The 18,664-nt window shown below is 68.6% G+C and carries 19 protein-coding genes and 1 tRNA gene; 6 read left to right on the top strand and 14 right to left on the bottom strand.

The window, feature by feature from the left end:
- Positions 1 to 333: 333 nt before the first annotated feature.
- The 8 genes from DEU34_RS14835 to DEU34_RS14800 all read right to left on the bottom strand — a co-directional run bounded on the left by DEU34_RS14835 (position 334) and on the right by DEU34_RS14800 (position 8,524).
- Positions 334 to 1,806: an NAD-dependent succinate-semialdehyde dehydrogenase gene (locus DEU34_RS14835; protein ID WP_121151531.1), complete on the bottom strand. Its 1,473-nt coding sequence runs from the start codon at positions 1,804 to 1,806 to the stop codon at positions 334 to 336.
- Positions 1,807 to 1,948: 142 nt separating this feature from the next.
- Positions 1,949 to 2,518: a hypothetical protein gene (locus DEU34_RS14830; protein WP_147424080.1), complete on the bottom strand. Its 570-nt coding sequence runs from the start codon at positions 2,516 to 2,518 to the stop codon at positions 1,949 to 1,951.
- A 112-nt stretch (positions 2,519 to 2,630) separates the two neighbouring features.
- Positions 2,631 to 3,899, bottom strand: coding sequence for an ammonium transporter (locus tag DEU34_RS14825; protein ID WP_121151527.1), 1,269 nt, complete (start codon positions 3,897 to 3,899; stop codon positions 2,631 to 2,633).
- A 179-nt stretch (positions 3,900 to 4,078) separates the two neighbouring features.
- A complete protein-coding gene (locus DEU34_RS14820) occupies positions 4,079 to 4,306 on the bottom strand; it encodes an RNA-binding S4 domain-containing protein (RefSeq protein ID WP_121151525.1) in 228 nt (75 codons plus the stop codon).
- A gap of 28 nt (positions 4,307 to 4,334) precedes the next feature.
- On the bottom strand, positions 4,335 to 5,357 hold the full coding sequence (locus tag DEU34_RS14815) for a methionine synthase (RefSeq protein WP_121151523.1): 1,023 nt from the start codon (positions 5,355 to 5,357) through the stop codon (positions 4,335 to 4,337).
- The gene (locus DEU34_RS14810) at positions 5,354 to 6,367 is read right to left on the bottom strand and encodes a DUF1852 domain-containing protein (protein ID WP_259460185.1); all 1,014 of its coding nucleotides are present in this window, start codon (positions 6,365 to 6,367) and stop codon (positions 5,354 to 5,356) included. Before DEU34_RS14810 ends, DEU34_RS14815 begins: the two co-directional genes overlap by 4 nt.
- A 186-nt stretch (positions 6,368 to 6,553) precedes the next feature.
- Entirely contained in the window at positions 6,554 to 7,189 is a 636-nt protein-coding gene (locus tag DEU34_RS14805) for an RNA polymerase sigma factor (protein ID WP_121151521.1), read from the bottom strand.
- An 81-nt stretch (positions 7,190 to 7,270) separates the two neighbouring features.
- Positions 7,271 to 8,524, bottom strand: coding sequence for a sugar MFS transporter (locus DEU34_RS14800; protein WP_121151519.1), 1,254 nt, complete (start codon positions 8,522 to 8,524; stop codon positions 7,271 to 7,273).
- 65 nt (positions 8,525 to 8,589) lie between these two features.
- On the opposite strand from DEU34_RS14800, the gene DEU34_RS14795 reads away from it, so the two are divergent.
- Genes DEU34_RS14795 through DEU34_RS14785 form a run of 3 tightly spaced genes read left to right on the top strand, consistent with a single transcriptional unit; the run spans position 8,590 to position 10,407 of the window.
- Positions 8,590 to 9,174 carry a sugar O-acetyltransferase gene (locus tag DEU34_RS14795; protein WP_121151517.1) on the top strand — a complete coding sequence of 195 codons (585 nt, stop codon included), beginning with the start codon at positions 8,590 to 8,592 and terminating at the stop codon, positions 9,172 to 9,174.
- 4 nt (positions 9,175 to 9,178) lie between these two features.
- Positions 9,179 to 9,751: a TetR/AcrR family transcriptional regulator gene (locus DEU34_RS14790; RefSeq protein WP_121151515.1), complete on the top strand. Its 573-nt coding sequence runs from the start codon at positions 9,179 to 9,181 to the stop codon at positions 9,749 to 9,751.
- A gap of 29 nt (positions 9,752 to 9,780) precedes the next feature.
- The gene (locus tag DEU34_RS14785; protein ID WP_183042505.1) at positions 9,781 to 10,407 is read left to right on the top strand and encodes a hypothetical protein; all 627 of its coding nucleotides are present in this window, start codon (positions 9,781 to 9,783) and stop codon (positions 10,405 to 10,407) included.
- A gap of 140 nt (positions 10,408 to 10,547) precedes the next feature.
- On the opposite strand, the gene DEU34_RS14775 is transcribed toward DEU34_RS14785, so the two are convergent.
- The gene (locus DEU34_RS14775; protein WP_121151512.1) at positions 10,548 to 11,222 is read right to left on the bottom strand and encodes an SDR family oxidoreductase; all 675 of its coding nucleotides are present in this window, start codon (positions 11,220 to 11,222) and stop codon (positions 10,548 to 10,550) included.
- 367 nt (positions 11,223 to 11,589) lie between these two features.
- On the opposite strand from DEU34_RS14775, the gene DEU34_RS14770 reads away from it, so the two are divergent.
- Positions 11,590 to 12,855, top strand: a complete 1,266-nt coding sequence (locus DEU34_RS14770; protein WP_259460184.1) for a Fic family protein — start codon at positions 11,590 to 11,592, stop codon at positions 12,853 to 12,855.
- On the opposite strand, the gene DEU34_RS14765 is transcribed toward DEU34_RS14770, so the two are convergent.
- A tRNA-Ser gene (locus tag DEU34_RS14765) sits at positions 12,834 to 12,924 on the bottom strand. The two genes, DEU34_RS14770 and DEU34_RS14765, sit on opposite strands and share 22 nt — an antisense overlap.
- Before the next feature lie 59 nt (positions 12,925 to 12,983).
- The gene (locus tag DEU34_RS14760) at positions 12,984 to 13,847 is read right to left on the bottom strand and encodes an LLM class F420-dependent oxidoreductase (protein WP_121151508.1); all 864 of its coding nucleotides are present in this window, start codon (positions 13,845 to 13,847) and stop codon (positions 12,984 to 12,986) included.
- Positions 13,848 to 14,015: 168 nt separating this feature from the next.
- On the opposite strand from DEU34_RS14760, the gene DEU34_RS14755 reads away from it, so the two are divergent.
- On the top strand, positions 14,016 to 14,972 hold the full coding sequence (locus DEU34_RS14755) for an L-lactate dehydrogenase (protein WP_121151506.1): 957 nt from the start codon (positions 14,016 to 14,018) through the stop codon (positions 14,970 to 14,972).
- Positions 14,973 to 15,041: 69 nt separating this feature from the next.
- On the opposite strand, the gene DEU34_RS14750 is transcribed toward DEU34_RS14755, so the two are convergent.
- Together DEU34_RS14750 and DEU34_RS14745 are read right to left on the bottom strand one after the other, a co-directional pair.
- Entirely contained in the window at positions 15,042 to 15,509 is a 468-nt protein-coding gene (locus tag DEU34_RS14750) for a PPC domain-containing DNA-binding protein (RefSeq protein ID WP_183042504.1), read from the bottom strand.
- A 1-nt stretch (position 15,510) separates the two neighbouring features.
- Positions 15,511 to 16,497, bottom strand: a complete 987-nt coding sequence (locus DEU34_RS14745) for an adenosine deaminase (RefSeq protein ID WP_121151502.1) — start codon at positions 16,495 to 16,497, stop codon at positions 15,511 to 15,513.
- A 144-nt stretch (positions 16,498 to 16,641) separates the two neighbouring features.
- Here DEU34_RS14745 and radA point away from each other — a divergent pair, with 144 nt between their 5' ends.
- Positions 16,642 to 18,006, top strand: a complete 1,365-nt coding sequence (gene radA, locus DEU34_RS14740) for a DNA repair protein RadA (protein ID WP_121151500.1) — start codon at positions 16,642 to 16,644, stop codon at positions 18,004 to 18,006.
- 177 nt (positions 18,007 to 18,183) lie between these two features.
- On the opposite strand, the gene DEU34_RS14735 is transcribed toward radA, so the two are convergent.
- Complete coding sequence (locus tag DEU34_RS14735) at positions 18,184 to 18,591, bottom strand: dehydrogenase (protein WP_121151498.1); 408 nt, start codon at positions 18,589 to 18,591, stop codon at positions 18,184 to 18,186.
- Positions 18,592 to 18,664 lie beyond the last annotated feature (73 nt).

Genomic DNA, 18,664 nt, shown 5'->3' with positions numbered 1-18,664 from the left:
TTCTCAAGGATCGGACGCACCTGCAACTCAGCCTCATCAGCCTCGCCCGCAGGGCAACTTCACTACCTTATCCCACCCACACCGACTGTCAAATCCGCGTCTCAGCCGCCGAAGCGAGAAGAGTGTTGATTGACTCGGTCGGAGTGACCGGGCTCCTGATCATAGACCTTGCGGTCGGTCACGCTCAAGAGCCTGACCAGATCGGGATGTTCGTCCACTTGAGGGGGCGGGGCCTGTCGGCCTCTCCGCTCAACCCTTTGGGGCGAACAGATATAACTCTAAGCCGGGATCCCGCACTCGTCCAATCACGGTGCGTCCCGGGCGTGTCGCGCCTCAGGCCGAGGGGTTCGGGGTCAGCGTGTACTTGGTCTGGAGGTACTCGTGGATGCCCTCCGCGCCCCCCTCCCGACCAAGCCCCGACTGCTTCCACCCGCCGAACGGCGCCGCTGCGTTCGAGACGACGCCCACGTTCAGGCCCATCATCCCGGTCTCCAACTTCTCGATCATCCGCTGACCCCGGGCGAGGCTCTCGGTGTAGACGTACGACACCAGTCCGTACTCGGTGTCGTTGGCCAACCGCACGGCCTCGTCCTCGTCGTCGAACGGAACGATCGCGAGGACGGGCCCGAAGATCTCCTCACGGAGGATGTCGCTGCCTTCCCTCACGTCGCTCAGCACCGTGGGCTCGTAGAACGTGCCGGCTCCCGGGATCGCTGAGCCACCCGTGTTCAGGGTCGCGCCCCTCTCCAGGGCATCGCCCACCAGGGCGGATGCCTTGTCGATCGCGCGCTGGTCGATGAGCGGACCGATCGTCACGCCGTCGTCGGTTCCGCGACCGATGCGCAACTGCTCCACGCGCTCGGTGACCCGCCGCGCGAACTCCCCGGCGAGCGAGCGGTGCACGATGAAGCGGTTCGCTGCCGTGCAGGCTTGCCCGATGTTGCGGAACTTCGCCGCCATCGCACCGTCGACGGCCTTATCGAGATCCGCGTCGTCGAAAACGACGAAGGGTGCGTTGCCGCCGAGCTCCATCGACGTGCGCAGCACCCCCGCCGACGCCTGCTCGAGCAGCTTGCGCCCTACCGGCGTCGAACCGGTGAACGAGAGCTTCCGAAGGCGAGGGTCGCGGATGATCGGCTCGGACACCGCTCCCGACGTCGACGTGGTGATCACGTTGACCACTCCGGCGGGCAGTCCGGCCTCCTCCAGCAGGCGGACGAACAGAAGGGTGGTCAGCGGGGTCAGCTCCGCCGGCTTGATCACGACCGTGCACCCGGCGGCGAGGGCCGGTGCGATCTTCCGCGTGGCCATGGCGAGCGGAAAGTTCCAGGGGGTGATGAGGAAGCAGGGGCCGACCGGATGCTGCGAGACGATCATCCGCCCGGTGCCCTCGGGGTTCGGCCCGTACCGCCCCTGGATGCGCGGCGCCTCTTCGCTGAACCAGCGCAGGAACTCACCGCCGTAGACCACCTCGCCGCGCGCCTCGGCGAGAGGCTTGCCCATCTCCAGCGTCATCAGGAGCGCGACGTCCTCTTTGCGCGCCTGAAGCAGATCGAACGCGCGACGCAGGATCTCGCCGCGCTCGCGCGCGGGGGTGGCCGCCCACGCGGGGAAGGCTGCGACCGCAGCATCCATCGCCGCTTCTCCATCGGCCACCGATGCATCGGCGATCGTTCGGATGACGGCACCGGTCGAAGGGTCTATGACGTCGAGTGTCTTGCCGCCCTCGGCGGTGCGCCACTCCCCGCCGATGAAGAGCCCGTCGGGAACGGATGCCAGCAGCTCGGACTCTCTGTTGTCTGACACGGGACTCCTTCGGTTCGAACGCGAGCGGTAGCGACTTCCTCGCCATTCTCGCCAGAGACCCGCCGAGCGCCGATGGACGTCGCGTACATGAGACGATCTTCGATCGCCCTTGCGTCGAAAGTACGGCCCATCCGTCCGCTCGTCAGCCCCGCACGCTCTCCCGCACGTCGGTGAACTGCAGAGTGAGGATGCGGGCGCCCTGGGCGTGCAGCCCATCGGCGACCGGGGCGCGCAGGATCGACACCGACTGCGGATTGAGACGCTTGCCGTCGTGCTCGACGTGTCCCTTCAACACCACGATCGCCTCGGTACCGACCTCGACCGCGCGATCTCCGTCGAGATCGTCGAACGTGGCCCTGGCCGAGACCACATGAGGATCGAAGGCCAGCACGAGCAGGCGGCTCGTGCCGCCCGGCCGGTCGAGGGGGCGATGCATCTCGATCAGCGCCGCGTCTTGCGCCAGCGCCCTGTCGCGACGCAGGGGCACCCCCCGCCCCGCTCCGATCCGCACCTGCGGGCCCGAGATTCCGATGATCAGCTGCTCGGTGCCGGCCGGCGCATAGATCTTCCCGTAGGGGCTGCGCAGCTCGACCAGGCGCAGCAGCCAGCGCAGACTCGCTCCGGCGCCACCGTCGGTCCAGATGTCGCGCAGGGTGCCGATGCCGTCGCTCAGATGCTGCGGAGGCAACTGGAGGAGGGAGAGAACGTCCACGGGGTCGATCCTCTGAAGTCGCAGGGGGAGGCGGACGCCCGTCGCGCCCACCGACGACCGGTGCACCGGGCGGCGAGAGCCACCCGGTGCACCGTGTTCGTACGTGTGTGTCTCAGGCCCTGCCGTCGGCGAGGACGTAACCCTCTTCGCCGTGGACGACGGTGTCGATGCCTGCGATCTCGTCTTCGTTCTTCACGCGGAAGCCGATCGTCTTCTCGATGGCGAAGCCGATGATGTAGGCGAGGACGAACGAGTAGATCAGTACCGCGAAGGCGGCGATCGCCTGTGCCAGCAGCTGCGTTCCGTCGCCGCCCATGAACAGGCCGGTGTCGATGGCGAAGAAGCCGAGGTACAGGGTTCCGATAAGGCCGCCGACGAGGTGGATGCCCACGACGTCGAGCGAGTCGTCGAAGCCGAGCTTGAACTTCAGCTCGATCGCGAGGGCGCAGACCGCACCGGCGATGAGGCCGAGCACGATGGCCCACACCGGGGTGAGCGAACCGCAGGCCGGGGTGATCGCGACGAGACCGGCGACCGCACCGGATGCGGCGCCGACCGAGGTGGGCTTGCCGTCCTTGATCTTCTCGACGACGAGCCAGGCGAGCAGGGCGGCCGCGGGGGCAGCGATCGTGTTGACGAAGGCGAGTGCGGCGGTGCCGTCGGCGGCGAGCTCGGAGCCCGCGTTGAAGCCGAACCAGCCGAACCACAGCAGGCCCGCGCCGAGCAGCACGAACGGCGGGTTGTGGGGGACGTGGACGCCCTTCTGGAATCCGACGCGCTTGCCCAGCACCAGCGCGAGGGCGAGGGCCGCCGCTCCGGCGTTGATGTGCACAGCCGTTCCACCGGCGAAGTCGATCGCACCGACGCCGATCCACTCCTGCAGACCGTGCGTGATCCATCCGCCGTACGCGAAGCCGCCCTCCTCGGCGAGGCCGAAGTTGAAGACCCAGCTGGCGACCGGGAAGTAGACGACCGTCGCCCAGATGCCGGCGAAGATCATCCACGATCCGAACTTCGCCCGGTCGGCGATCGCGCCGGAGACCAGCGCGACGGTGATGATGGCGAAGGTGGCCTGGAAGGCGACGAAGGCCAGCGGCGGGTATGCCGCCCCTTCGGGCGTTTCGAGGAGGCTGGTGAGTCCGACGGCCGACCAGTCGATCGCCCAGGGCGCGACGGTTCCCTCTGCGCCCGGGAACGCGATCGCGTAGCCGTAGAGCACCCAGAGGACACCGATCAGGCCCATGGCGCCGAAACTCAGCATCATCATGCTGATCACGCTCTTGGCCTTCACGAGGCCGCCGTAGAAGAACGCGAGCCCGGGTGTCATCAACAGCACCAGCGCCGCTGCGATGAGAATGAATGCGGTATTGCCTTGATCCATCTCGAGGACCTCTCTGCGGGGACGCAAGAAGTGCGTCGGGTCTACACAGAGTGACGAATCACCGTTTCCATCCCACACATCCCCTGTTTCCGGGATGTTGCGTCATCCCCCGCTCACGTAAACACTGCGTGACGCGAGCGGCCGCCCGTGACGCCCGCGACGGCGCCGCGGTGCGGCGCTCAGGGGCGGACGCGCACGCTGCGCCCCTGGAAGGTGACGATGTCGCCGAGCTGCAACTGACGGCCCCGACGGCGATCGACCTCGCCGTTCACGGCCACGTAGCCATCGATGATGGCTTCCTTCACATCGCCTCCGGAGTCGAGAAGACCCGCGAACTTCACGAACTGCCCGAGACGGATGCCGTCACCGCCGATGGAGACGTCGTCGACGGGACCAGAAGATGCCATCCCCGAATGCTAGCCAACCGGGCGAGCGCTAGACCTCTCGTCGCACGATCCCGGCGCCCGTTGCCAACGCGGTCAGCTTTGCGCGAGCAAGGCTCCGACGCAGCGGCGCCATGCCGCAGTTGGTGGAGGGGTAGAGCTTGTCCGCATCGACGAACCGGAGTGCACGGCGCAGGGTGTCGGCCACGGCCTCGGGCGTCTCGACGGCGTCGGTGGCCACGTCGATGGCCCCGACCATGACCTTCTTCCCCCGGATGAGCTCCAGGAGCTCCATGGGGACGCGGGAGTTGTGGCACTCCAGCGAGACGATATCGATGCTCGACTCCCGGAGCCGGGGGAAGGTCTCCTCGTACTGGCGCCACTCCGACCCGAGGGTCTTCTTCCAGTCGGTGTTCGCCGTGATGCCGTACCCGTAGCAGATGTGGACGGCTGTCTCGCAGGTGAGGCCCTCGATGGCCCGTTCCAGCACGGCGACGCCCCAATCCTTGACCTCGTCGAAGAAGACATTGAAGGAGGGCTCGTCGAACTGGATGATGTCGACGCCGGCCGCCTCGAGCTCCCTCGCCTCCTCATTGAGGATGGTGGCGAACTCCCACGCCAGCTTCTCCCGACTGCCGTAATGCCCGTCATAGAGGGTGTCGATCATCGTCATGGGGCCGGGCAGGGCCCACTTGATCGGCTGATCGGTCTGCGAGCGCAGGAAACGGGCGTCGTCCACGAACACCGGCTTCTCGCGACTCACCGCCCCGACGACCGTGGGGACCGACGCGTCGTAACGATTGCGGATCCGGACGGTTTCGCGTTTCTCGAAATCCACGCCGCCGAGGTGCTCGATGAAGGTGGTGACGAAGTGCTGCCGCGTCTGCTCGCCATCGCTGACGATGTCGATGCCGGCCGCTCGTTGATCCGCCAACGACAGACGCAGGGCGTCGCGCTTGCCCTCCGCCAACTCCTCGTCACGCAGCCTCCATTCGGACCAGAGGGTCTCGGGCTGAGCGAGCCACGACGGCTTGGGCAGGCTCCCGGCGGTCGATGTGGGGAGCAGGTTCGTCACGACTGCGCTCCCTGTCGCTCGCCGTAGAGGGAGGACCATTCCTCGAGGACCTCCCGGTGGGGCGCGATGAACCTCTCCTCGGCGAACCTCCCCTGCTCCACCGCCAGCCGGCTCCTGTCCACCCGGTCGTAGTCGATCCGGGTCGTGGAGTAGTCCGCGGTACTCAGGCTCGGTCGATATCGCTTCCCCGCGACCGAGTTGGCGTTGTAGATCTCCGGTCGGTAGACCTTCTGGAAGGTCTCCATCGTGCTGATCGTCGAGATCAGCTCGAGGTTGGTGTAATCGCTCAGCAGATCACCGATGAAGTAGAAGGCCAGTGGCGCGACGCTCCCCGCGGGCAGGAAGTAGCGCACCCGCATCCCCATCTTCGCGAAGTACTCATCGGTCAACGAATACTCGTCCTGGCGATACTCGACCCCCAGCACGGGGTGGCGGTTGTCGGTGCGGTGGTAGGTCTTCTTGCTCGAGACGCTCAGACAGATGACCGGTCGCTTCGGGAAGTGCTGCGCGTACACATCCGAGTGCAGGAAGCTCTGGAAGAGATTCCCGTGCAAGTCGCCGAAGCCCACCGGCACGACGAGGTCGGAACGCCCTTCGTTGTGCGCCGGGAGCAGGACGCTGAAGTCGTAGTCACGGACGTACGACGAGAAATTGTTGCCCACGACACCCGGGATGCGCGCGCCCGTCGCCCTGTCCACGATCGTGGTCTGGAGGATCTCGATGAGGGGGAAGGCATCGCCGGCATCGTGCTCGTCGATATCCACCTTCACGGACACGATGTCGAGGTCGAGCGAATACCGATCCCCGTCTTCGTTGTCCCAGTGGGCCAGCTCATTGAAGCGGTTGTCGATCATGCGCAACGCACGTCGAAGGTTCTGCTCGCGTGACTCGCCCCGAGCGAGATTGGCGAAGTTCGTCGTGATCCGGGTGTTGCCCGAGGGTCGATAATCCACATCGAAGCGGGTGCGCTCGACGAAGAATGCGGGAGAGTACGGAGAGATGAGTCGCACGGTTCCGATCCTCACCAGTCGGTCTCGCACCCGCAATCCGAGTCGTAAACATCCGTCACGTCACCGTTGTGGGCTCTCCCCCGAGAACCGATCGCGGCGGCGGGAGGGGATCCTCAGCGGATGCCGCCCCCGACGCTCGCGTCGGGCATGACGACGTGGATGGACGCGGTCGGAGGCAGGTCGAGATCAGACGGACGCGGTTCGTACATGGGCGGATTCCTCCTCCTCATCTCCTTCTTCCAACGCCAGGCGCAGCAGTTGCTTCGCCCGCGACAGCCGCGAGCGAGCCGTCGACGGATTGATGCCGAGCACTGCGGCCGCCTCATGGGAGGCGAGGCCCTCCCAATACGTGAGCCGGACGAGCTCGGCGTCGTCGTCCGGCAAACGATCGATCGCGTCCTGCACCTCGACCGAAGCGTCGTCCCGGGGCGGCGGAGCCTGCGTCCGTAGGTCGTCGGCCAGACGGGCGACCGCCGCGGAGCGGCGTGCCGACGTGGGTCGCGAGTCGCGAAGCACGTTGCGCGCGGCGGAGAACAACCACATTCGTGCGTTCACGGGCTCGTCGGGGATCCGGCGGCGGAGTCTCCACGCCAGGAGCATCAGTTCGCCGAAGGCTTCGGCCGCGTCGGCGCCATTGGGAAGACGGCGTTGGAAGTACCGCAGCAGATCCTGCTCGTTCGCTTGCACGTGCGCATCGAAGACGGCTGAAGCGCTCCCCCTCGCCTCGGCGATGATGCGCGCGCGGTGGGCAGCGAGCCCGTTCAGCGCAGCGGGATGCGGCGCAGCATCCCGCACACGGTTCTCGAGGTCGATGTCGTTCATGGGGTATGGCCTTCCTTGCTGAGGAGCTTCACCCCGTACATGGCCACGGCGGCCGGAACTGTCCACGCCGTGCCTCTCCGGCTAGGGCTGCCCGGTCAGATCCCGACGTCGCACGAGACGGTTGAGTCGCTCCGACATCACGAGCCCCAGAGCGACCAGCACCGCGAGGAAGATCGGGAGGATCCACACGCCCGTCCACGTCGAGACCGCACCGAACAACGGCGGCGCCAGCGTGGATCCGGTGTAGGCCGCCGCCATCTGGACGCCGATGATGGCCTGCGAGTTGCGGCGGCCGAAGTTCACCGGCGTCGAGTGGATGATCGCGGGGTAGATGGGCGCGCATCCCAGACCGAGCACCACGAGCCCGACGAGCGCGAGCACCGTGGTGTCCACCGGCAGCGCGAGCATGACGACGCCGATCCCGACCGTCGCGAAGCCACCGCGGATCATCTGCTGGTCGCCGATGCGATCGGCGAAGAAGCCGGCGAGGAAGCGCCCCGCGGTGATGCCCAGGAGGAAGAGGGAGGCGAACGCGGCGGCGGTGGCCGGTTCGACGCCGCGACCGGAGACGAGGTACGTCGACGCCCACAGGATCGCGGTGCTCTCGAGGGCGCAGTACGCGAAGAAGGCGGCGAGGATCAGCAGGACCCCCGGAATTCGCAGGGCCGTTGCCAGCGGCACGTGGGTACCGCGTCGGAGCGCCTCCTCTCCCGCCCCCTCGGCCGCGCCGGCTTCCGCGTGATCGGTCGGCGCGAGCGGGTTGACCTTCCGCCAAAGCGGGATGCTGACCAGCAGGCCGAAGGTGAGGGCCGCCTGGATGACACCGATGATGAGGTAGGCGCTCGACCAGCCCAGCCCGGCGGTGAGCGCGTAGCTCATGATGAACGGACTGATCGATGCGCCCAGCCCCCAGCAGCCGTGCAGCCAGTTCATGTGACGCGCCGCGTAGTGCACGGCGACGTAGTTGTTCAACGCCGCGTCGACGGCCCCCGCTCCCAGGCCGTAAGGGATGGCCCAGAGGCACAGCATCCAGAACGAACCGGAGACGGAGAATCCGAACAGGGCAGCCCCGGTCATACCGATGCTGACCGCCGTCACGAGACCGACGCCGAAGCGACGCGTGACCCGCTCCGACGCGAGGCTCGACAGGATCGTGCCGGCGGCGATGATCATCGTGATGATGCCCGCGAACGCGATCGGGACGCCGAGGTCCTGGTGCATCACCGGCCACCCGGCCCCGACGAGGGAGTCCGGGAGTCCGAGGCTGATGAAGGCAATGTAGATGATCGCCAGGAGGAGCGAATACACGGCGGTGTCGGCGCCTTTCACGGGCATCGGATCGCGTGCCCGGACGGGCAGCTTTATGTACGATCGTACACATTTTGTGTAGGGTCACTGGCATGGCTGTCGACTACTTCGCCGGAGATGAACGAACCAACCGCGAGCGAATGCTCGCGGGCGACCTCTACGTCGCGGACGATCCTGAGAACGAGCGCCTGCACCGGCGGGGGATCCGCCTGGCGGACGCCTACCACCGCGCCGACGTGGCGGGCGACCCCGCTGCCCGCGGCGTCCTCGGCGATCTGCTGGGCACCCTCGGCGAAGGCGCCCACATCAACCCCCCGTTGTTCGTGGACTACGGCGAGAACATCCACGTCGGCGCACGCACCTTCGTCAACTACAACCTCACCGCACTCGATGTTGCCCCGATCGTGATCGGCGAGGACTGCCAGATCGGCCCGAACGTCCAGCTGCTCACGCCGACGCACCCGATCGATCCGCAGCCGCGCCGCGACAAGCTGGAAGCCGCCCAGCCCATCACGATCGGCGACAACGTGTGGCTCGGCGGCGGCGTCATCGTGTGCCCGGGCGTGAGCATCGGCGAGAACTCGGTGATCGGAGCGGGTTCGGTCGTCACCAGGAGCATTCCCGCGAACGTCGTCGCGGTCGGCAACCCCGCCCGCGTCATCCGAGAGATCGGCTAGGTCGATGCCGCCGCAGGAAGACGCCACGAACTCCCGTCGCGGCCGACCCAACGATCCCGACCGGCGTGATCGGATCATCGACGCGTGTCTCGATGTCATCTCCCGATCCGGCGTGGCCGGAACGTCTCACCGCAAGGTCGCCGCCCGGGCCGCCGTTCCGCTCGGAGCGATGACGTACTACTTCGACGGCATGGACGACCTTCTCCGGGAGGCCTTCACCAGGTTCGCCACGACGGTCAGCGACCGGTTCGAGCGCCGCATGGCCGCAGCATCCGACCCGGCCACCGCCCAGGAAGCCGTCACCGCGATCATCCTGGAAGACGTGTTCGGCGACGACCGAGACCTGATCCTCTCCCACGAGCTCTACACGCTCGCCGCTCGCGAACCGGCCTATCGATCGATCACCACCGGATGGATGCAGCGCAGCCGCGCCGCTCTCGAGCATCACTTCGACCCCGAGACCGCACGCCTGCTCGACGCGCTCATCGAAGGGCTCACGATCCACCGCGCCCTGGACTCGGAGGAACGCGATCCTCGTGAGGTCGACGTCGCCGTGCGGCGCATCATCGCTGGATAGGACGGCGCCTCATGGACGAGGATGCTGTCATGCCCCGACGACGTTGGCTCCGATCGACCGTCACGATGCTCGCGGCCGGCGTCGCGCTCGGCGGGTGCGCGTCGGCGACACCGGGCGCCGACCCGGCCGCGGCGGATCGGATCGCCGAGCGAGCGAGCGCGGTCGGCATCGCGCCGGAGCTCGTCTACACGACCGAGGTGGACGGTTACGACCTGGCGCCGCAGTCGGTGGGCCCGGGCGCCGCCGACGGGATGTCAGCGACCTGGTTCAATCAGGCGACCGGTTCGATGATCACCATCCGCACGGATCGCACCGAGCTGACGGCCGAGACCTGCGCCGCGACGCCGCTGTGGGATGCACCCGGTGTGCCCGTGACGTGCGCGGAAGAAGAGAGCGACGTCTGGCATCGAGCGGCGGACGGCGTCGACGAGTACGTCGCCGGCCGAGACGGCGCGTCGATCTGGGTGTCGGGGATGAACGCGGCGGCCCCCGCCGACCTGAGAGCAGCCGCGGAGGCGGTGCACGTGCCGTCGGAGGCCGAACTCGACCTCCTCTTCTCCGATGCCCCCGAGGTTCCGTCAGCGCCCGTCGAACGGGGGGACCTCCCCCAGAACGGCGACGGAGCCCCGATCGACCCGGTCGGCCCGGGGGGCTGAGCGAACACGCGATCCGGCCGAGACACACCGCCTGGCGCGATGTCTCGGCCGGAAATGGTGTCTCAGGCCCGGCCGCGTGCGCGCTCGGGCGGCGGCTGCTCGGCGACGAGCCGGTGCACGTCGGAGAGCGCCCGGACGCGCTACTCCCGGCCGTCCTCGAGGGGGATCAGCATCGTCCTGAAGTCGCCCGGCGTGGTGTGGAGCTCCCAGATGCGTTCGGCGACGTCGTCGATGCCGTTGTCGAGGTTCAGCTTCGGGATGGCGCCCGGGATGACCAGCTGCGAGACGCCGATGCCCTCGTCGGCGAGCGCGTCGTGGAGCATCTCGCCGTACGCGCTCTCGGCGGGGAACGCCACGGACGTTCCGGAGAAACCGGCACGTGCCTTCACCGAGGTTCCACCGTTGATGAGGATGATGCTGCCGGCGCGCGCCTCGCGCATCGCGGGCAGCACGGTCCGCACCGCATGGATGAGGCCGATGGCCGAGAAGCGCAGCGCCTCGATCGCCAGCTCGGGCGTGAGGTCGAGCACGGGCTCGAGGAACGTGCGCGAGGGCAGCGGGCTGTACTGCAGCACCGAGATGGGGCCGAGATCGGCGGCCGCGCTCGCCAGCGCGTTCTCGAGGGCGTCGGCATCCAGCACGCTCGCCGCGTATCCCCGCGCCTCGAGACCCTCGCTCCGCAGCTGGGAAGCCAGACCCTCGAGCTTTGCGGGGTCGCGCGCGATCAGCGCGATCGCATGACCCTCCCGACCGAACCGGCGCGCGACGGCCGCACCCAGACCAGGACCTGCTCCGACGATCGCGATCGTTGCCATGATCAACCCTTCTCGATGCTTCGATACTCGGTGCGAGCCTATGCGGACTCGCTGGAGCAGGAATGAGCGTCACCGGCAAGCCCACGTCTCCGACCGCGCGCAACCACGGGATTCTGGCAAACGCCGGCTCCGCGTGCGGGCACCCCGGGCGGACAAGGCCGACGTCACACGCGCCATTCTGCGACGAAAGTGACCGCTTCATCGCAGCCATCCATATTTCTCACTTATCGCTCTAAAATAGAAGTACCTCGTCCCCGATAGGAGGTTAACCATGGCGCACTACGTCGAACGATTCTGGAATCCGAACGAGGCAGGCGCCGGCAACCTGGGGCGTCGGGATCGCAAACCCGGCAGGTACCATGCGTTCGTGCCCGATGAGCTCGGCACCGCGCTGCCGGACCTCGGCAACGAAGCCCGCCGGGCCGCCGAGGCAGCACTGCAGACGCTCAGCCGCGCGGACGAGCGCATCGGCGTACGCGGGAAGTTCCTGAGCCACCTGCTCATCCGGTCCGAGAGCATCTCCTCGAGCTGGATCGAGGGGAACCGCGTCACCCCGAAGAAGCTCGCGATCGCCGAAGCCTTGCAGCATGGACCGCGTGTAGCGCTGGACGTCATCGCGAACGTGCGAGCGACCGAGCGAGCCATCGAGCTTCTCGCCGACCGCGACCGCGAGATCGCCCTCGCAGACATCGAAGACCTGCAGCACCTCATCGAGCCCGGCCCCGAGCGCGGCATCCGTAAGGAGCAGAACTGGGTCGGCGGCCCAGGTTGGAGCCCTCTGCGCGCGGACTTCGTCCCCCCTCCCGAAGACGATGTCCGGCGGCTCGTCGACGACCTCGCCCAGTTCATCACCGAGACCGAGGGGAACCCCATCGTGCGGGCGGCGATCGCACACGCGCAGTTCGAGACGATCCACCCCTTCATCGACGGCAATGGTCGTACCGGGCGCGCGCTGATCCACACGGTGCTCTCGCGCACCGATGCCCTGCGGAACGTACTGATCCCCATCAGCACGGTGTTCGCGGGCGACACTGACGCGTACCTCGCCGGGCTCACCGCCTATCGTCAGATTCCGCCGTACACCGATGACTGGATCATCGGGTTCTCCCTCGCCGTCGAGCGCGCGGCAGCGAACGCCGTCCGCCTGGCCGAGCGGGTCGAGCAAATGGACGCGACGGTCCTCGACCGGCTCATCGAGCATCGCGCGCGGCAGGGCCTCAATCCCGCGCGTCCCCGCAGCGACGCACTGGTGCTGAGGGCGCTCGAGCACCTCGCCAGCGAGCCCGTTCTCACGGCGGAGAGCCTCGCCTCGCGATGGAACGCCTCTCCTGCAGCTGCGCACCGGGCGCTGACGGAACTCGCGCAGGCAGGAATCCTGGCGCGGACGAAGGATCAGAAGGGCAGACTCGTCTGCTTCACCGCAGACCAGCACCTCGCACTCGTCACCCTGACGGAGCGCAGCAACCGGGCCGGTGGCGTCGACACGGTGTCAAGAAAGCCGCGACTCGGGCCCGACGCGCCGCCGGTGCAGCGCGCGGGGCGTCCGCTGACCTCGTCAGCACACCGGCCCCCTGGAAATGATGAAAACCCCCGAATCATCGGGGGCTTTCATGGCGGTGACGGTGGGATTTGAACCCACGGTAGGGGGTTACCCTACACAACTTTTCGAGAGTTGCACCTTCGGCCGCTCGGACACGTCACCGCCGACCAGCTTACGACACGCCACGGGCTCGCGCGAACCGGGAGGGGCGCAGCATCCGCTCACCCCTTCTCGATGAGCCCAGATGCGCCCGCGATGAGGTCGACGACCTTCGCCGGATCGGGCATCTGAACGGCGAAGACATAGGTCGCGGTGAACCCGGTGTCGGCGATCTCACGCACGGTCGCCGCGACGCTCTCCGGCGTGGAGGCGGGGGTCACCGGGATCATGGCGGTCTTTTCGATGTCGTCGTAGTCGCGTCCCACCGTCTCGCAGTGCGCGCGCAGAACGTCGAGCTTGCGGGCCGACTCGGCGGAGAACGAGATGTTGCAGGCGTCGGCGTACTGGGCGACCATGCGCAGCGTCTTGCGCTCGCCGCTGCCGCCGATCATGAGATACGGATGCGGCCGGGTGATGCTCTGCGGGGAGTTGAGCGTGCGCCCGAGCCGGTAGGTCTGCCCCTCGTAGGGCGCGTCGGAGTCGGACCACATCTGCAGGCAGATCTGGATCTGCTCCTCCAGCCGGCGGAAGCGCTCGGCCACCGGCGGGAACTCGAAGCCGAGCCCGGCCGACTCCTCCTCGTTCCACGCGGCGCCGATCCCGAGACCCACGCGTCCGCCCGAGAGCACGTTGAGGGTGGTCACCGTCTTCGCCAGCAGCGCCGGCTCCCGGTAGATGACGCCGGTGACCAACGTGTGCAGGAGCGCTTTCTCGGTGTGCGCGACGAGGAACCCGAGAGTCGCGTAGGCCTCGAGCATCTCGTGCTCGACCGGTCCGATCCCCGGCAGCTGCCAGAAGTGGTCCATGACGGTGATGCGCTCGATGCCCGCGGACTCCGCGTTGCGCACGTGCCGGGCGAGCGCCGGCCCGAGCTCGGCGGGGCCGGTGCTCCACGTGAAGTCCGCGATGTGAAGTCCGAATTCCATCTGCCGCTCCGTTCGATGAGACCGGGCGCTGCGCCGGGTCTCGGGCCAGGCTACGACTCGCCGCGCGGATCAGGAACAGGCGCCGCCACCCGCCCGGAATCACGGGCGGTCGGTCACCGTCGAGACAAAAGACCTGCGCCGCGGCCCGCCCCCTGCGAAACTGAGCCCATGAGCGTGATCGAGAACTCCAAGCTGACCGTCGTGGGTGCCGGAAGCGTCGGATCGAGCGTGGCCTACGCTGCGTTGATTCGCGGATCTGCCCGGCACGTCGCCCTGTACGACATCGCCACCGCGAAGGTCGAGGCCGAGGTTCTCGACCTCGCTCACGGCACGCAGTTCACCGGCACGAGCGACATCATCGGCGGCAGCGACCTGTCGGTCGTCGAGGGCTCGCACGTCGTGGTGGTCACCGCCGGCGCGAAGCAGAACCCCGGCCAGTCGCGCATCGAACTGGCCGCCACGAACGCGGGCATCCTCCGCACGATGATGCCGCAGCTGCTCGAAGCAGCACCCGACGCGATCTACGTGATCGTCACCAACCCGTGCGACGTGCTCACGGTGCTCGCGCAGGAGGCGACGAACCTCCCCCGCGAGCGGATCTTCGCCTCCGGCACGGTGCTCGACACCTCGCGGCTGCGGTGGATCCTCGCCAAGCGCGCCGGGGTGTCGACCTCGAGCGTGCACGCCTACATCGTGGGCGAGCACGGCGACACCGAGTTCCCGCTGTGGTCGCGCGCGACGATCGGCACGGTGCCGATCCTCGAGTGGGAGGCCCCCGGCCACCCCCGCATGACGCAGGACGAACTCGACGCGATCGCGATCGACGTGCGCGACGCGGCCTACAAGGTGATCCAGGGCAAGGGTGCGACGAACTACGCGATCGGCCTCTCCAGCGCGCGGATCGTGGAGGCCGTCCTCGGGGACGAGCACACGGTCATGCCCGTCAGCACGGTGCTGAACGGCTTCCACGGCCTCGACGGCGTCGCCCTGTCGGTGCCCTCGATCGTGAGCGCCGCCGGCGCGGTCCCCATCCCCGAGACGTCGTTCTCCGATCACGAGCACACGCTGCTGCGCCGCTCGGCCGACGCCCTGTCGACGGTCGCCGAGTCGCTGCGCGGCGCATAGCCCGGGGGCGCTCTGCGAAGACCCCCTCGTCGGAGGTTCAGATCAGGGCGGGCCCGCCGCGGCGCCCGCTCACGACACCGCCGGCGCTTCGTCGAAGTGCAGGCAGTTGATGCCGAACACCGCGTCGGGCTCGAGCCGGAACACCGGATCGAGCACCTCCTGCACCACCATTTCGAGCGTGTAGTGAGTTTCGGCCGCGAGCAGGTGACCGGCATAGGCGGCCCCGCCCTCTCCCTTCGCCCCGGCGGCGAGGTGCAGATGAACGACCGTCCGACCGTCCACCGTTCCGATCGATCCGGCTCCCACGCCCTCGAGATAGGTGACCTCGACCTGGTCGGGCAACGGCGGTTCGGGATCGTCCGTCGACCCGTTCGTCGCGATCAGGCGGGCGCTGCGCAGCGCGCCGAAGAACATGTCCACGGTGGCCGAGGTGACGCCCTCCCGCTCCGCCCACCGCGTGACCGTTGCGAACACCTCGTCACCGGGCTCCAGCACCAGCATCCACCGCCGGCCCGGCGTGACCTTCGCCGCCCGCACGTCAGACCACCGCTCCGGCGCGGACCTGAGCGATCCACCCCTCCACCTGCGCGCGGGGGGCGAAGCTCGAGACGAAGCTGTTCTCCGCGAGTCGCCGCATGGTCCCGTCGTCCAGGTGCAGGGCATCGCGCACCTGACGCAGGTTGTCGTCGACGTACCCGCCGAAGTACGCCGGGTCGTCGCTGTGGATGCTGACGAGCAGCCCCTCTTCGAGCATGACGGGAAGAGGATGCGCCGACAGCTCCGGCGGGGCGGTGCGCAAGGCGAGGTTCGACAACGGGCACACGGTCAACGCGACGCCCTCCTTGCGCAGCCGTGCCACGAGCGCCGGGTCTTCCAGGGCGCGGTTGCCGTGATCGATCCGCTCCGCCTCGAGCACGTCGAGCGCCTCCCATACGTAGTCGGGTCCGCCTTCCTCGCCGGCGTGCGCGACGCGGTGGAGTCCCTCTGCGGCGGCGCGGGCATAGACGTCGCGGAACAGCGACGGCGGATAGCCGACCTCGGTGGAGTCCAGCCCGACCCCGATGAACCGGTCGCGCAACGGCAGCGCCGCCTCGAAGATCTCCATCGCGGCCTCGGGTCCGAGGTCGCGCAGGAAGCACAGGATGAGATCGGCCGACATGCCGCGCGAGCGCGCCGCGTCGACGGCCGCTCCGAGGCCCCCGACCACCGCCTCGATCGGGACGCCGCGCCGCACGTGGGCCTGAGGATCGAAGAAGACCTCCGCGCGCACCACTCCCGCGGCCGCTGCGCGGCGGAAGTACATGTCGCCGAGCTCCGCGAAGTCCTCCTCGGTGCGGAGCACCGCCGTGTTGGCCTCGTAGACGTCAAGGAAGTCCTGCAGGCGGCTGAACGCATAGGTCGCCCGCAGCTCGTCGACGTCGTACGTCGGCAGATCGACGCCGTTGCGGCGCGCGAGACGCACGAGAAGCTCCGGCTCGAGGGTGCCCTCTATGTGTACGTGCAATTCGGCCGTGGGCCCCATCATCTACCTCCGCGCATCTGCCGGCCGCGTGCGTGACCCGGCACCCCTCGAGCAAACCACGTCCTGCGGCCCGCTCGCGCATCGGCCTCGAACGGAGACCGGCGGCGCACCGGCCGTGATGTCGGAGGTGCGGGCTAGCCTGATCCCATGGCCACCCGACGCTCCGCTCCGCCCGCGCCGTATCGGTGCACCGAGTGCGGGTGGACCACGTCGAAGTGGGCGGGTCGCTGCGCGGAGTGCCAGCAGTGGGGCACCGTCGTGGAGGTCGCCGAGCAGACCGGCATCCTGCGCTCCATCAGCGCCGTCGCTCCCACGGCCTCCCGCGCCGCGCGGCCCATCACGCAGATCGACACCACCGATGCACCCCGCCGCACGAGCGGCGTGGGCGAGTTCGACCGGGTTCTCGGGGGCGGCATCGTTCCCGGCGCCGCCATCCTGCTCAGCGGCGAGCCGGGCGTGGGCAAGTCCACGCTGCTTCTCGAGGTCGCGGCCCAGAGCGCCCGCGCCGGCCGACGCGTGCTCTACGCCAGCGCAGAGGAGTCCACCGCGCAGGTGCGCCTGCGCGCCGAGCGCACCGGGGCCCTCCACGACGAGCTGTACCTCGCCGCCGAGACCGACCTGGCGACGATCCTCGGCCACGTCGACGAGGTCGCGCCCGCGCTTCTCATCGTCGACTCCGTGCAGACGGTGTCGTCGTCGATGTCCGACGGCGCGGCCGGCCAGCCGAGCCAGGTGCGCGAGGTCGCCTCGACCCTCATCCGCACCGCGAAGGAGCGCGGGCTCCCCGTCATCATCGTCGGCCACGTGACGAAAGACGGTTCGATCGCGGGCCCGCGCATCCTCGAGCACCTCGTCGACGTGGTCTGCCAGTTCGAGGGCGACCGGCAGACGTCGTTGCGCTTCGTGCGGGCGCTGAAGAACCGGTTCGGCCCGACCGACGAAGTCGGATGCTTCGACATGGCCGGCGACGGGATCACCGAGGTTCCCGACCCCAGCAGCCTCTTCCTCGGCCACGGCGACCCCGTGCCCGGCACCTGCGTGACGATCGCGCTCGAGGGGCGCCGCGCCCTCCCCGTCGAGGTGCAGGCTCTGACGATCCCCACTCAGGCCCCCAACCCGCGGCGGATCGTCAGCGGCGTCGACTCGGCCCGGGTCGCGATGGTGCTCGCGGTGCTCGAGAAGCGCACCGGCCTCGATGTCTCGAAGAACGACGTCTACGTCTCCACCGTCGGCGGGGTGCGGCTCGTCGAGCCCGCCGCCGACCTCGCGATCGCGATCGCCGTCTCGGGAGCGATGAACGATCGGGCCACTCCCCCGCAGTCCGCCGCGGTCGGCGAGCTCAGCCTCGCCGGTGAGATCCGCCCGGTTACGCAGTCGGCGCAGCGAAGATCGGAAGCCGCGCGACTCGGCTACCGCCATCTCGTCGACGACCGGTCGAAGAGCCTCAGCGGCGCCCTGAACGACCTGCACGTGCGTCACGCCCCTCGGCGCGGGGATAAGCCCGACTTCTGACCGACGCGGGTCGGGATGCGGTGGGGGCTAGTTACGCCCCGGGCGCCGCCGTCGCGGGTCGGCGAGACTCAGCGCGACCGGGAAAACGAGGCCTGCGGCGCACACGGCGCCCACGATCAGGAACTCCATTCGGCCGAGTCTGCCACGAACGGGCTGCGGGGTCGACCCGGCGCGAGGTCAGGCCTCGAGCGCTGCCAGCAGGTCGGTCGGCGACGATTGCAGCGGGTGCGGCCCGGCGATGTCGAGGAACACCGTCGTGATCGCGTTCTCGTGGGCGGTCAGGAACGCTCGCAGCCACGCGGGTGACTGCAGGGCGACGTCGGGCGGCAGAGTCTCGGGCTTGTGCGCCGCGTCGCTGAACAGCAGCAGCGCGACGTCACCCGTGTTCGGGTCGCGATAGGTCCACACATCACCGGCGTCGAGGGGATCGTCGAGCGCTCCCACGCGGATCAGCGGGGCCACGGTCGGACCGTGCCGCAGCGCGAAGGCGACGGCGGCCATGTCCTGCGTCTGCAGCGCGTCGGTGAGGGCGGTATTGCGGAACTCGAGGTCGGAGGCTTTTCTTCCGCGCTTCTTTCCGGGCATCACACCAACCTACCCGGGCACGCGCGAGGCTCCTCCGATGACGACGAGGCCCCCTCGACACGGCCGGGGGCGG

It is taken from the genome of Microbacterium sp. AG1240, assembly GCF_003635115.1.
Lineage (GTDB): Bacteria > Actinomycetota > Actinomycetes > Actinomycetales > Microbacteriaceae > Microbacterium.
Note: the sequence above shows the minus strand (reverse complement) of the source record. Positions and strands in the feature narration are given on the sequence as shown.

What these genes read in the sequence shown, in the direction of transcription:
- DEU34_RS14825 (WP_121151527.1), bottom strand. Translation starts at nt 3,899, where the DNA reads ATGGATCAAGGCAATACCGCATTCATTCTCATCGCAGCGGCGCTGGTG.
- DEU34_RS14820 (WP_121151525.1), bottom strand. Translation starts at nt 4,306, where the DNA reads ATGGCATCTTCTGGTCCCGTCGACGACGTCTCCATCGGCGGTGACGGC.
- DEU34_RS14805 (WP_121151521.1), bottom strand. Translation starts at nt 7,189, where the DNA reads ATGAACGACATCGACCTCGAGAACCGTGTGCGGGATGCTGCGCCGCAT.
- DEU34_RS14800 (WP_121151519.1), bottom strand. Translation starts at nt 8,524, where the DNA reads ATGCCCGTGAAAGGCGCCGACACCGCCGTGTATTCGCTCCTCCTGGCG.
- DEU34_RS14795 (WP_121151517.1), top strand. Translation starts at nt 8,590, where the DNA reads ATGGCTGTCGACTACTTCGCCGGAGATGAACGAACCAACCGCGAGCGA.
- DEU34_RS14790 (WP_121151515.1), top strand. Translation starts at nt 9,179, where the DNA reads ATGCCGCCGCAGGAAGACGCCACGAACTCCCGTCGCGGCCGACCCAAC.
- DEU34_RS14785 (WP_183042505.1), top strand. Translation starts at nt 9,781, where the DNA reads ATGCCCCGACGACGTTGGCTCCGATCGACCGTCACGATGCTCGCGGCC.
- DEU34_RS14775 (WP_121151512.1), bottom strand. Translation starts at nt 11,222, where the DNA reads ATGGCAACGATCGCGATCGTCGGAGCAGGTCCTGGTCTGGGTGCGGCC.
- DEU34_RS14760 (WP_121151508.1), bottom strand. Translation starts at nt 13,847, where the DNA reads ATGGAATTCGGACTTCACATCGCGGACTTCACGTGGAGCACCGGCCCC.
- DEU34_RS14755 (WP_121151506.1), top strand. Translation starts at nt 14,016, where the DNA reads ATGAGCGTGATCGAGAACTCCAAGCTGACCGTCGTGGGTGCCGGAAGC.
- DEU34_RS14745 (WP_121151502.1), bottom strand. Translation starts at nt 16,497, where the DNA reads ATGATGGGGCCCACGGCCGAATTGCACGTACACATAGAGGGCACCCTC.
- radA (WP_121151500.1), top strand. Translation starts at nt 16,642, where the DNA reads ATGGCCACCCGACGCTCCGCTCCGCCCGCGCCGTATCGGTGCACCGAG.
- DEU34_RS14735 (WP_121151498.1), bottom strand. Translation starts at nt 18,591, where the DNA reads ATGCCCGGAAAGAAGCGCGGAAGAAAAGCCTCCGACCTCGAGTTCCGC.